Raw genomic sequence first — 13,449 nt, 5'->3', positions numbered from 1 at the left:
GCCTTGGCCCTGCCGAAGATCAAATATGTCCGTGCCTTCACCGTCCGTGGCGGCGGCGCCGACTATCACGACCAGGGCGAAGGCCACTGGATCGACGACCATATCGCGACGCCGATGGCGAAATATCCCGCCTATCGCCAGTCGCGACAGAGCTTCGGCATCAACGTGCTCGGCACGCTGGTGGTCGAGCTCGAGGCCGACGACGGCACGGTCGGCTTCGCGGTGACGACCGGCGGCGAACCCGCCGCCTTCATCGTCGAAAAGCATCTTTCCCGCTTCCTCGTCGGCCGCAGTCCGGCCGACTATGAGCTGATCTGGGACCAGATGTATTTCTCGACCCAATATTACGGCCGCAAGGGGCTGGTGGTGAACGCCATCTCGGGCGTCGACCTCGCGATCTGGGACCTGCTCGGCAAGCTGCGCGGCGAGCCCGTCTACCACATGCTCGGCGGCGCGGTGCGCGAGGAGCTGCAGTTCTATGCCACGGGCGCGCGCCCCGATGTCGCGAAGCAGCTCGGCTTCATCGGCGGCAAGCTGCCGCTCCACCACGGCCCCGCCGAGGGACTCGAAGGGCTCGAGAAGAATATCGCGCTATTGGCCGACATGCGCGCGAAATGCGGCGACGATTTCTGGCTGATGTACGATTGCTGGATGAGCCTCGACCTCGACTATGCGACGCGCCTCGCCCAGCGCGCGTGGCACGAATGCGGGCTCAAATGGATCGAGGAAGCGCTCAGCCCCGACGATTATTGGGGCTATGCCCAGCTCCGCAAGAATGCGCCCAAGGGGCTGCTCGTCACCACCGGCGAGCATGAAGCGACGCGCTGGGGCTTTCGCATGCTGATGGACATGGAATGCTGCGACATCATCCAGCCCGACGTGGGCTGGTGCGGCGGCGTCACCGAACTGATCAAGATCGCCAGCTACGCCGACAGCAGGGGCGTGCTGATGGTCCCGCACGGATCGTCGGTCTACAGCTATCATTTCGTCATCACCCGGCACAATTCGCCCTTCGCCGAATTCCTGATGATGCACCCCGGCCCGACCGAGGTCGTGCCGATGTTCGCACCGCAGCTTCTGGGCGAGCCTGTGCCCGTGAACGGCAAGATCCGCGCGAGCGAGCTCGACAAGCCGGGCTTCGGCGTCGAGCTCAACCGCGACATCGCTCTCCACCGTCCCTATCCGAACTGAGGAAGATTTCATGAAACTCTGCCGCTATGGCGCCGCGGGCGCCGAGAAACCCGGTCTGATCGACGCCGACGGCCGCATCCGCGACCTGTCGGCGCATGTCGCCGATATCGACCCCGGCACGGTCGGCAAGGACGGGCTGGCCCGGCTCGCCGCGATCGACCCGGCCTCGCTGCCGCTGGTCGAAGGCGAGGTCCGCTATGGCCCCTGCGTCGCGGGCACGCGCCATTTCGTCGCGATCGGCCTCAACTATGCCGATCACGCCGCCGAATCGAACCTGCCGATCCCCGAGGAACCGGTCGTGTTCAACAAGTGGGTGAGCTGCATCCAGGGCCCGAACGATCCGGTCACCATCCCGAAGGATTCGAAGAAGACCGACTGGGAGGTCGAACTCGGCGTCGTGATCGGTACCGCGGCTTCCTATGTCTCCGAAGCCGACGCGCTCGATCATGTCGCGGGCTATTGCGTCATCAACGACGTGTCCGAACGCCATTGGCAGCAGGAACGCGGCATGACCTGGGACAAGGGCAAGGGTTTCCCGACCTTCGGCCCCGTCGGCCCCTGGCTCGTCACCGCCGACGAGGTGGGCGACCCGCAGGCGCTGTCGATGTGGCTGTCGGTCAACGGCCAGAAGGTGCAGGACGGCCATACCAAGACGATGATCTTCACCGTCGCGCAGATCATCGCCTATCTCTCGCAGTTCATGACGCTGCAGCCCGGCGACATCATCACCACCGGCACCCCGCCGGGCGTCGGCATGGGCCAGAAGCCCGAGGCCTGGTATCTGAAGGCGGGCGACGTCGTCGAACTGGGCATCGAGAAGCTGGGGCAGCAGCGCCAGGACTTCGTCGCGTGGGAGGCGGGCCGATGAGCGCCTATGCGGGCCGCTTCGCCGGGCGCAGCGCGATCGTCACCGGCGGCGCGTCGGGGCTGGGCAAGGCCGTAGCCGCGCGCATCGTCGCCGAGGGCGGCAAGGCGGCGCTGTGGGATGTCAACGCCGACACGCTCGCCGCGGCGCGCGAAGAGGTGGGCGCGAGCGACGTGCAGGCCCTCGACGTCTCCGACGCCGCGGCGGTCGAGGCGGCGACGAAGGCCAGCGCCGCGGCGCTCGGCGGCAAGATCGACATTCTCGTCTGTTCGGCGGGCATCACCGGCGCGACGGTGCCGGTGCACGAATTCCCGATCGACAGCTGGCTGCGCGTCTTCGACATCAACGTGAACGGCCTCTTCTATTGCAACCGCGCGGTCGTGCCGCTGATGCTCGAGGCGGGCTATGGCCGGATCGTCAACATCTCGTCGGTCGCGGGCAAGGAAGGCAATCCCAACGCCAGCGCCTATTCGGCGTCGAAGGCCGCGGTGATCGGCCTGACCAAGTCGCTCGGCAAGGAGCTGGCGGGCAAGGGCGTGATGGTCAACGCCCTGACCCCCGCGACCTTCGAAAGCCCGATCCTGGCACAGATGCCGCAAAGCCAGGTTGACTACATGCGCTCGAAAATCCCGATGGGCCGCCTCGGCGAGGTCGACGAAAGCGCGGCGATGGTCTGCTTCATGGCAAGCGAGGAGTGCAGCTTTACCACCGCCTCGACCTTTGACACGTCGGGCGGCCGGACGACCTTCTGACGATGCGCGCGCGCCCGCCCCTCGTCGACCCGCACGTCCATCTGTGGGACCTGGCGCACATCCGCTATCCGTGGCTGGCGCCGCCGTTCGACGCCGACAATCCGAACGGCAGCGTCGAGCCGATCGCGGTCGATTATCCGCTCGACGCCTATCTGGCCGACGCGGCGGGGTGGGACGTGCGGGGAATCGTGCATATCGACGCCGGCGCCCATGCCGACGATGCGCTGCGCGAGACCGAATGGCTGCAGGCGATGGCCGATGCGCGCGGCCTGCCGACGGGCATCGTCGCCTTCGCCGCGCTCGACGACCCCGACCTCGAATGGCTGCTGGCGCGGCATGTCGAGCATCGCAGCGTTCGCGGCATCCGCCATATCGTCAACTGGCACCCCGACCCGGCGCGCAGCTATTCGCCCGCCGACGTCACGACGTCGGATGCCTGGGCGCGGGGGTTCGGGCTCCTCGCCCGTCACGGCCTCAGCTTCGATCTTCAGGCCTATCCCGGCCAGTTCGCGCATCTCGCCGAACTGATCGCGAAGCACCCCGACACGCAGGTGATCATCGACCACAGCGGCATGGCGATCCCGGGCGACGCGGATGGCTGGGGCGTGTGGCGACGGGGTATGGCGAAGCTCGCCGCGCTGCCCCATGTCGCGGTCAAGATCTCGGGCATGGGTTTCACCTGGCGCCCGTGGGACGCCGAACAGGCGCGCCCCTATGTCCTCGAGACGATCGAGCTGTTCGGCACCGACCGCGCGATGTTCGCCAGCAACTTCCCGACCGACAAGCTGTTCGGCAGCTTCGACAAGCATCTGGGCGCCTATGACGCGATCACCGCGGACTTTTCGGACAGCGAGCGCGCCGCGCTGTTCGCGGGCAACGCCAACCGCATCTATCGGCTCGGCCTTGTGCTCTAGGCCATGAAGATCGTCGATCTGCGCACCGAACATACCGCCGACCTGCTCGGCACGGAGGCGGTGCGTCCGCGCCTGTCGTGGCAGATCGAAAGCGATGCGCCGGACGCTGTGCAGACGCGCTATCGCATCCGCGCGGCGGCCAGCGTCGAGGCGCTCGACAGCGATCCTCTATGGGATTCGGGCGAGGTCGCGAGCGATGCGACCTTCGACATCGCCTATGGCGGCCCCGCGCCCCGGTCGATGCAGCGTATATGGTGGTCGGTCGAGGCGACCGACAATGCGGGCACAAGCGTCCGCTCGGCGCCGGCGTGGTTCGAGACCGGCCTGCTGTCGCCGGACGACTGGCACGCCGACTGGATCGAGGCCGAGGATGGCTTCGCCGCCGCCGACCGCGCCGCCGGGGTCGCGTGGATGTGGGGCGAGACCGCGCTCGATGCGCGCCCGCACGCCTTCCGCCTCGATTTCGACGCGCCGGCCGATCTGGCGCGCGCCGAGGTGCTGATCGCGGGCAAGGACCATCTGCGCGGCGTCTGGATCAACGGCGAAGCATCGCCGCTCGACCGGCCGTTCGGCTGGGACACCTATCTGCCCTTCTGGGGCACGCTCGCGCCCTATGCGGGCCAAACAAGGCCCGGCCGCAACAGCGTGTGCGCGCTGGTCGAGGCCGACACCGAAGGCTTCTTTCCCGTCGATGGCGGCGCCTTCGCGGCGCTGATCCGCCTTCACCTTGCCGACGGCAGCGTCGAGCGCATCACCGGCACGGCGTTTCGCGTTCGCCCCGATGCGCCCGAGGGCTGGACCGATCCCGATTTCGACGCGAGCGGCTGGGCGCGCGTCGTCCCGAGCACGAGCTGGGCCGAAGGCGACCCGCGCCCGAGCGAGCCCGCGATGCTGCTGCGCACCGAATTCACGCCCGCCAAGCCCGTGGTCGCGGCGCGGCTCTACGCCACCGCGCTCGGTGCCTATGACGCGCGGATCAACGGCCGCGCGGTGAGCGATGCGATCCTCGCGCCCGAGATCAGCGTCGCGAAGAGCCATGTCCTTTACCAGGTCCACGACGTCACCGACCTGATCCGGCCCGGCGCCAATATGTTGGGGGCGACGGTCGGCGACGGCTGGTATGCGAGCCCGTTCGGCTGGCGCATCGAGCGCTACGGCTTCGGCCCCGCGCCGCGCCGCTTCCGCGCGCAGCTCCGCCTCGACTATGCGGACGGCAGCAGCGAATGGATCGCCACCAGCCCCCATTGGCGCCTCGCCCCCTCGGCGATCCTCCTGTCCGAAATCTACGATGGCGAAACGCGCGACGCGCGGCGCGAACAGCCCGGCTGGGACCGGCCGGACTTCGACGACAGCGGCTGGACAGCGGCAAAGCGCGGCGCGGCGCCCGACGCACGCCTGATCGCCCAGACCTCGCCCGCGTTGAAGCGCACCGGCAACCGCCGCGCGCTTAGCGTAAGCGAGCCGCAGCCGGGCCGCTATGTGTTCGATTTCGGCCAGAATTTCTCGGGCTGGGTGCGCATCCGCGCCCAAGGGCCGGCGGGCACGACGATCACCGCGAAATTCGCCGAGCTGCTCCATGCGGACGGCACCGCCGACCTCGCCAACCTGCGGCTCGCCGCGGCGACCGACAGCTTCACCCTCGCGGGAACCGGCGAGGAGAGCTTCGAGCCGAGCTTCACCTATCACGGCTTCCGCTATGTCGAGATCGCCGGCTATCCCGGCGTGCCGACCGCCGACGATATCGAGGGTGTCGTCGTCCACAGCGCGTGCCGCGAGACCGGCGAGATGACCTTCCCCGACGCGCCGCTGCTCCAGACGATCTGGAACAATGCGCTATGGAGCCAGCGCAGCAACTTTTTCGCGGTGCCGACCGACTGCCCGCAGCGCGACGAGCGCATGGGGTGGATGGGCGACATCCAGGTGTTCCTCGACGCCGCCGCCTTCAACATGGAGGTCGGCCCCTTCATCCGCCGCTTCCTGCTCGAGGCGCGCGCCGCCCAGCGGGACGACGGCGCCTATCCGATCGTCGTTCCCCAGCCGCTGTCCTTTCCCGACGTGGTCACGGCGGGGTGGAGCGAGGCCGGGATCATCCTGCCGTGGCAGCTCTGGCAGCGCTATGGCGACACCGCGGCGATCGACGAGAATTGGGACGCGATGGCGGCGTGGATGGCCTATGTCGCGCGCGCCAACCCCGACGGCGTCTGGCGCCACGATCGCGGGCTCGACCTCGGCGACTGGCTGTCGGTCGACGCCGTCAAGCCCGACGACGAGACCACCCCCCGCATCCTCTGCGCCACCGCCTATTGGGCGTGGGCAGCGGAGCTGATGGCCGACATGGCCGAGGCGACCGGCCGGCATGCCGACGCTATCTTCTATCACGATCTTCGCGAGACGATCGGCGAGGCCTTCGCGCGCGAATTCGTCGCGGCCGACGGCACCGCGGGCAACGGCAGCCAGTGCAGCCAGGTCCTCGCGCTCCACATGGGCCTCGTGCCCTCGGGCCGCCGCGCCGCGGCCGCCGCGGTGCTGGCGAAGGACATCCGCGCGCGCGGCATGAAGCTCTCGACCGGCTTTCTCGGCACCCCTTATATTCTCGACGTGCTCGCCGATGCCGGGTGCCACGAGGAGGTCGCCGGCCTGCTGCTCCAGACCGGCTATCCGAGCTGGGGCTATATGCCGAGCCAGGGCGCGACCACGATGTGGGAGCGGTGGAACGGCGATACCGGCGACCTGTCGATGAACAGCTACAATCATTATGCCTTCGGCGCGGTCGTCGGCTTCTTCTACCGCCGTCTCGCCGGCATCGCGCCGGCGTCGCCGGGCTTCCGCACCATCGCCGCGCGGCCGCTCTGGTATCCCGCGATCGGGCGGGTGAGCGCCCGCTACGACGCGCTGGTCGGCACCATCGCCGCCGAAACCGATGGCAACGCGAGCGGCCTCACCCGTTTCAGGCTGACCGTGCCCGCCAACGCCAGCGCCGAGGTCGAACTGCCCGGCACCGGCTGGCGCAGCGGCGACCGGAGCCTGACGGCCGACGGCGCGCTGATGCGCGTCACGGTCGGCGCCGGCCATCACGATTTTATAAGATATTGAGAGAGGAACGACCCCATGCCCACGCTCGGACTCATCCATAATTCCCCGATGCTCGCCGGCGTGTTCAACGAGATCGCCGCCCGCATCATGCCCGCCGACGTCAAGCTGCTGCACTTCGTCGACGAAAGCACGATCAAGAACACGATCGCCGCCGGCCATCTGGAAAAGACGACGATGCGCCAGGTGATCCGCCTCGTCGGGTCGGCCTTCGACGCTGGCTGCGATGTCGCGATGGTGACCTGCTCGTCGATCGGCAAGGCGGTCGAGATGGCCGCCGACCTCTATGACCAGCCGGTGCTGCGCGTCGATCGCGCCATGGCCGAAAAGGCCGTCGCGACGGGCAAGCGCATCGGGGTCGTCGCGACCCTGTCGACCACGCTGCAGCCCACCGCCGACCTCGTCCGCCGCGTCGCCGCCGAGCAGGGCAAGGAGATCGAGCTGGTCGAGCATCTGTGCGAAGGCGCCTTCGAGGCGGTGATGGCCGGCGACGGCGCGACCCACGACCGCATCGTCGGCGAGGGGCTGACCGTGGGCCTGAAGGGCGTCGACGCGATCGTCCTCGCCCAGGCGTCGATGGCCCGCGTCGTCGCCAGCCTGCCCGAGGGCGCGGTGTCGGCGCCCGTCTTCGCGAGCCCCGAGCTCGGCATGGAGCAAGCGCGCGACATTCTCGCGCGCCTTGCCCGGAGCGCCGGCCAGTGACGAAGCGGCGCGCCGTCCTCGGCATCCTCGCCGCGCTGTCGATCATCACCTTCATCGACCGGCTCGCGATCGCGGTGACCGGGCCGGCGATCCAGAAGGACCTGAACATCACGCCCGACGAATGGGGCTGGGTCCTCAGCGCCTATGTCATCGCCTATGCCGTGTTCGAGATTCCGTCGGGCGCGATGGGCGACAAGCATGGGTATCGCAAGGAACTGACGCGCATCACCGTCTGGTGGTCCTTCTTCACCGCGATCACCGCGGTCTGCCGCAATTTCTGGCAGCTCGCCGCCGCGCGCTTCCTGTTCGGCCTCGGCGCCGCGGGCGCCTATCCCAACATGACCGGGGTGCTCTATCGCTGGCTGCCGGCGCGCGAGCGCGCGCGCGGACAAGGGGTGATCTGGGCGGCGAGCCGCTTCGGCGGCGCGCTCGCGCCGCTGCTGCTGGTGCCGGCGAACAAATATTTCGGCTGGCAGGCGGTGTTCGTCATCCTCGGCGCGGTCGGCTTTGTCTGGGCGGTCGTCTGGTGGCGCTGGTTCCACGACCGCCCCGCCGAGCAGCCGGGCATTTCGGACGAAGAGGTCGCACTGATCGGCAGCGACGAAGGGGTCAGCCATGCGGGCACACCGTGGAGCAAGCTGATGGGCCTGCCGCAGCTCTGGCTCATCTCCGTCGCCTATTTCTTCTATGCCTTCGGTGCATGGTTCTTCTTCGGCTGGTTCCCTGTCTGGATGGTCAAGGCGGGTTTCACCGTGGACGAAATGGGCCTTTACGGCTCGGTTCCCTTCCTGCTCGGCATCGTCGGCAACCTCGCCGGCGGAGTGCTGTGCGACCGCCTCGCCGAACGGATCGGCATCCGCCGCGCCTACAGCCTGATCGCCGGCATCTGCCTGACGCTGACCGCCGCGCTGCTCGTCGCGATGAGCCTCGCCACCGGCAAGTTCGCCATCGTGGCGCTCGCCGGCACGGCGTTCATGGTGATGGACCTGATGCTGCCCGCCGCCTGGACGATGTGCATGGCGATCGGCGGCCGCTACGGCGGCACCGCCAGCGGCATGATGAACACTGCGGGGAACTTCGGCGGCTTCGTTTGCTCGGTCGCCTTCGGCTACGTCGTCGCGGCAACCGGCAACTACAACCTGCCGCTGCAGGGCGTCGCCGCGATGGTGCTGATCGCCGCCCTGCTGTTCGCGCTGATCGATTGCACCAAGGGATTCGACCACAAGCTCGCGCCCGTCGCGGCCTGACCGTAAACGCCGCCCGTTCGAGCGGGCGGGCAACAGAGGGGATGAATGACATGCGCCGCCTGATGACCGTGCTCGCCGCAGCCGCCCTGTCGACCGCCGCGACCCCCGCCATCGCGCAGGACAAGACGCCGCCGCTTACCGTGTCCGCGGGCGGCCGCTATCTCGAGGCGGGCGGCAAGCCTTTCTTCTGGCTTGGCGACACCGGCTGGCTGTTGCTCGCCAAGCTCGACCGCGAGGAGACCGAGCGCTATTTCGCCAAGCGCGCCGCGCAGGGCTATAATGTCATCCAGGTGATGATGCTGCATCGCCCAACCATGGCCAATCCCGTCGCCGGCCCGGCGCTGGTCGACGGCGACCTTACCCGGCCGCGCGTCACGCCGGGCAGCGACCCCGCCAAACCCGGCGAATATGATTATTGGGACCATCTCGACTGGGTGTTCGACCGCGCGGCCGCGCACGGCCTCTATATCGCGCTGGTGCCCGTCTGGGGGGATTTCGCCGACTTCCGCCTGCTCAACGCCGACACCGCCCCGGTCATCGGCAAGTTCGTCGCCGAACGCTACAAGAACAAGCCGAACCTCATCTGGGTGAACGGCGGCGACCGCTATCCCGAACTCTCGCCGCTCGCCTGGGACACACTCGGCAAGACGATCCGCGCGATCGACCCCGATCACCTCATGACCTATCATCCGGCGGGGCGCGCCAGTTCCTCGTGGATGTTCCACACCGCCGAATGGCTCGACTTCAACATGTATCAGTCGGGCCACCAGAGCTATGCGCAGGACCATCAGCTCAACGCGCGCGGCGAGGATAATTGGGTCTACACCACCGACGACCTGTCGCGCAGCCCGGCCAAGCCGACGATCGACGCCGAGCCGAGCTACGAGAATATTCCGCACGGGCTCGACCGGGCACCCGAGCCGCGCTGGGGCCCGGCCGACGTGCGCCGCTATGCCTGGTGGTCGGTGCTCGCGGGCGCCTTCGGCCACACCTATGGCGAAAACAGCGTGATGCAGTTTTTCGTGCGCGGGACCCAGGCCAACGCCTATTGGCCCACCCTGTCGTGGCAGGAGGCGCTCGACGCGCCGGGCGCCACGCAGATGCACCATCTGAAGGACCTGATCCTCTCGCGCCCCTTCCTCGAGCGCGTGCCCGACCAGTCGCTGGTCCCCGACAGCGGCCCCCGCTACGAGCGGGTCGCCGCGAGCCGGGGCAAGAGCTACGCCATCGCCTATACCTACACCGGCCGCCCCTTCCACGTGCAGATGGGCAAGATCAGCGGCAAGCGCGTGCGTGCCGCCTGGTTCGATCCGCGCACCGGCAGGGCGACGCCGATCGGCACCTTCGCGAACACGGGCAAGCAGCTGTTCACCCCGCCGGGCACGCCCGCGCCCGGCAACGACTGGGCGCTGCTGCTCGACGACGCCTCGACCACAAGGACCAACCCGTGAAGACCTTCGCTCTCCCCCTCGCCGCGCTCGCCCTGCTCGCGGGAGCCGCCGCGCCGCACGCGGCGCTCGCCCAGACGGCCCCGCAAAAGGCGACGGCGGCGGCGCGCGACGTCGCGCACGAACGGCTGTGGCTCGGCTCGGCCTGGTATCCCGAACAATGGCCCGAAAGCGCGTGGGAGGAGGATCTCCGCCTGATGCAGGGGCACGGCGCGAATGTCGTGCGCATCGGCGAATATGCCTGGAGCCGGATGGAGCCGACCGAGGGCCAGTATGAGATGGACTGGCTGGTCCGCGCCGTGCGCCTCGCCGGCAAATATGGCATGAAGGTCGTCATCGGCACGCCGACCGACACGCCGCCGGCGTGGATGACGCAGAAATATCCCGACACGCTGCAGGTCGACGGCAGCGGCAAGCGCCTCGGCCATGGCGGGCGCCGCCAATTCTCGATCTCGTCGCAGCGCTACCGCGCCTTCGCGCGAACGATCGTCACCAAGATGGCCGAGGCGCTGAAGGACGAACCCAATGTCATCGGCTGGCAAATCGGCAACGAGCCGACCGACGAAAGCTATGATCCCGAGGCGCGCGCCGCCTGGGTCGCGTGGCTCAAGCAGCGCTACGGCACGCTCGACAAGCTCAACGCGGCGTGGACCACCGCCTATTGGTCGCAGACCTATACCGACTGGGAGCAGGTGCCGTTCAACAATGACAAGGCGAACCCCGGCTGGATGCTGGAGCTCAAGCGCTTCATCACCTCGCAGTGGCGCGCCTTCCATCGCAACCAGATCGACGCGCTCCGCGCGGTGATCGGCGACAAGCAGTTCATCACGATCAACTTCGGCGGCCTCGGCTGGGCCAACCGCTTCGACCGCTACGATATGAACCGCGACCTCGATGTGACCTCGTGGGACGATTATGTCGGCATGGGGCACCTCAAGCCCTATCGCAACGGCGCGACGCACGATCTGGTGCGCGGGTGGAAGCGGCAGAATTTCTGGGTCATGGAAACCCAACCGGGCTTCGTGAACTGGGCGCCGGTGTCGAACATGCTCTACCCCGGCGAAACGCGCGCGCTCGCGTGGCAAGCGGTCGGCCACGGCGCCGACGCGGTGCTCTATTGGCAGTGGCGCAACGCCCTCAACGGGCAGGAGACGATGCACGGATCGATCGTCGGCCCCGACGGCAAGCCGCTCCCTATCTATACCGAGGTGCAGCAGATCGGCCGCGATTTCGCCAAGGCCTCGGCGGCGCTCGCGGGCACGACGCCGGTATCGCCGGTCGCGATCGTGCAGGATTATCCCAGCCGCTGGGCGATCGACTTCCAGCTTCACCACAAGGATTACGACCAGATCGAGGTGCTGCTCGACTATTATCGACCGCTCAAGGACGCGCTCGGCGCGATCGACGTGGTCGAGGCGGCCGAAGCGCCGCTCGCGCGCTACAAGCTGGTGGTCGCGCCGAGCCTGAACGTCATCACCGAAGCGACGGCCCGGCGCCTCGCCGATTATGTCCGCGGCGGCGGCCACCTGATCCTGGGGCCGCGATCGGGCATGAAGGACGAATATGACCGGCTCGAACCGGTGCGCCAGCCGGGGCCGCTCGCGGCGCTTCTCGGCGGGCAGGTCGAGCAGTTCTACGCGCTCGACGAAGAGATCGCGGTGGGATCGGGCAAGGCGAGCATCTGGGCCGAAGCGCTTTCGACCAGCGCCCCCGATACCGAGGTGCTGCTGCGCTATGGTCAGGCGAACGGCTGGCTCGACGGCAAGCCCGCGGTCATCAGTCGCAAGGTCGGCAAGGGCCGCATCACCTATGTCGGCGCGCTCGTCGACGATGCGGTGATGAAGGGGCTGATCGACGGCGCGCTGAACGACGCCGGCGTGGCGCGCGACTTCGCGGTTCCCGAGGATGTCGAACTGATGACGCGCGAGGGCGAGGGCCGCGAGATCGTGATCCTGGTCAACCACGGCCGCGAGACCCGCGAGGTCTCGCTCCCGGCGGCGATGACCGATGTGCTCGCGGGCGGCCGGATGGCGAAGGTGACGCTGGCCGCCGAGGGCGTGGCGGTGCTGCGGCGCTAGGACTGCGGTGAACGGGAAGCCGCATTATCAGACGCTCGACGGGTTGCGCGGCGTTGCCGCACTCTCGGTCTTCGCCTTTCATCTGTTCGAGCTCGTCTTCCTGAAACCCGGCGAGAATCCATTGCCCCGCGCCTATCTGGCGGTGGATTTCTTCTTCTGCCTGTCGGGATTCGTGATCGGCTACGCCTATGACGGGCGGCTCGGGTGCGCTGCGCCTCCGGGGCGGCGGCTTGGCTTTGGCGGCTATGTGGTCCGGCGGTTGATCCGGCTGCAGCCGCTGGTCGTGATCGGCACGCTGCTCGGAGCGATCGGTTATCTCGCAAATCCCTTCGTCGGCGACGCGCAGCAACTCGGCACCAGCGTCGGCTATGGGTTGTTCGCGGCCAACCTGTTGCTGGCGCTGTTCCTGATCCCGGCGCCGGCGCTGCCCAATATGTGGGGCATGACCCATTCGCTGAATGGCCCCGCCTGGTCGCTGTTCCAGGAATATCTGCTCAACCTCGCCTATGCGGCGGTCGGACATCGGGTCGGCCGGGGATGGCTCGCAGCGATCGCCGCCATGGCCGTCGCGGGGCTGTTGTGGATGGCGTTGTCGCTGGATTCGATGAATGCGGGGGCCGCCTGGCGTGACTGGTGGGGCGCACCCATCCGGGTGATCGCTTCCTTCACGCTGGGGCTGCTGATCCATCGACTGAGGCTGAAGATCGCGGTGCCGGCCGCCTTCCCGCTGCTGTCGGCGGCGCTGATCGCGCTGTTCGCAGTACCGCTGGTCAAGGGCTGGAGCGGGCTGATCGACTGGCTGTGCGTGGTCGTGGCCTTTCCGCTGGTCATCATGATCGGCGCGGGCGATCGGAGCACGACCCGGCTGGCCGGTATCGGCGGGCGGCTGTCCTACCCGCTGTACATGCTCCACTATCCGTTCGTGCTGTTCTTCGCGCACTGGAATTGGAGCGCCAAGCCGGGCCCGGTGCTGATGGGAAGCGTGATGGCGGCGACGATCGCGGCAGCCGTCGGCTTGGCCTGGGCGGTGCTGGTGTGGATCGACGAACCGGTGCGCGCCTGGCTTTCGGCGCGGGCGGAGCGCAGGCAGTCGGTCAGGGCCGTCGCGGCCGAAACCGCCCTCCTCTGAAGTTCAGGGGGGGTAGAAACCCCTTGCTTCAAG

10 protein-coding genes are annotated in these 13,449 nt (G+C 68.2%); all 10 read left to right on the top strand.

The window, feature by feature from the left end; translation table 11 throughout:
* Nucleotides 1-3 precede the first annotated feature (3 nt).
* The 10 genes from rhmD to CD928_RS15590 are packed head-to-tail and all read left to right on the top strand — an operon-like array spanning nucleotide 4 to nucleotide 13,416.
* Nucleotides 4-1,191 (top strand): L-rhamnonate dehydratase, encoded by a 1,188-nt coding sequence (rhmD, locus tag CD928_RS15635; protein WP_095387986.1) that lies wholly within the window; start codon nucleotides 4-6, stop codon nucleotides 1,189-1,191.
* Nucleotides 1,192-1,201: 10 nt separating this feature from the next.
* Complete coding sequence (locus tag CD928_RS15630; RefSeq protein ID WP_095387985.1) at nucleotides 1,202-2,059, top strand: fumarylacetoacetate hydrolase family protein; 858 nt, start codon at nucleotides 1,202-1,204, stop codon at nucleotides 2,057-2,059.
* A complete protein-coding gene (locus CD928_RS15625; protein WP_095388097.1) occupies nucleotides 2,056-2,808 on the top strand; it encodes an SDR family NAD(P)-dependent oxidoreductase in 753 nt (250 codons plus the stop codon). The genes CD928_RS15630 and CD928_RS15625 overlap by 4 nt, the downstream gene beginning before the upstream one ends.
* 2 nt (nucleotides 2,809-2,810) lie before the next feature.
* Nucleotides 2,811-3,722: an amidohydrolase gene (locus CD928_RS15620; protein ID WP_095387984.1), complete on the top strand. Its 912-nt coding sequence runs from the start codon at nucleotides 2,811-2,813 to the stop codon at nucleotides 3,720-3,722.
* A gap of 3 nt (nucleotides 3,723-3,725) precedes the next feature.
* Complete coding sequence (locus tag CD928_RS15615; protein WP_095387983.1) at nucleotides 3,726-6,815, top strand: family 78 glycoside hydrolase catalytic domain; 3,090 nt, start codon at nucleotides 3,726-3,728, stop codon at nucleotides 6,813-6,815.
* 15 nt (nucleotides 6,816-6,830) lie between these two features.
* On the top strand, nucleotides 6,831-7,514 hold the full coding sequence (locus CD928_RS15610) for an aspartate/glutamate racemase family protein (RefSeq protein ID WP_095387982.1): 684 nt from the start codon (nucleotides 6,831-6,833) through the stop codon (nucleotides 7,512-7,514).
* Entirely contained in the window at nucleotides 7,511-8,761 is a 1,251-nt protein-coding gene (locus CD928_RS15605; RefSeq protein WP_095387981.1) for an MFS transporter, read from the top strand. Before CD928_RS15610 ends, CD928_RS15605 begins: the two co-directional genes overlap by 4 nt.
* Nucleotides 8,762-8,811: 50 nt before the next feature.
* Nucleotides 8,812-10,212 carry a glycoside hydrolase family 140 protein gene (locus CD928_RS15600; RefSeq protein ID WP_255247197.1) on the top strand — a complete coding sequence of 467 codons (1,401 nt, stop codon included), beginning with the start codon at nucleotides 8,812-8,814 and terminating at the stop codon, nucleotides 10,210-10,212.
* The gene (locus CD928_RS15595) at nucleotides 10,209-12,287 is read left to right on the top strand and encodes a beta-galactosidase (RefSeq protein ID WP_255247196.1); all 2,079 of its coding nucleotides are present in this window, start codon (nucleotides 10,209-10,211) and stop codon (nucleotides 12,285-12,287) included. Before CD928_RS15600 ends, CD928_RS15595 begins: the two co-directional genes overlap by 4 nt.
* Before the next feature lie 7 nt (nucleotides 12,288-12,294).
* Nucleotides 12,295-13,416 carry an acyltransferase gene (locus CD928_RS15590; RefSeq protein ID WP_095387979.1) on the top strand — a complete coding sequence of 374 codons (1,122 nt, stop codon included), beginning with the start codon at nucleotides 12,295-12,297 and terminating at the stop codon, nucleotides 13,414-13,416.
* Nucleotides 13,417-13,449 lie beyond the last annotated feature (33 nt).

The organism is Sphingopyxis sp. GW247-27LB (assembly GCF_002277025.1).
Classification (GTDB): Bacteria; Pseudomonadota; Alphaproteobacteria; order Sphingomonadales; family Sphingomonadaceae; genus Sphingopyxis.
The sequence above is the reverse complement of the archived record's forward strand: the minus strand, read 5'-3'. Positions and strand labels throughout refer to the sequence as shown.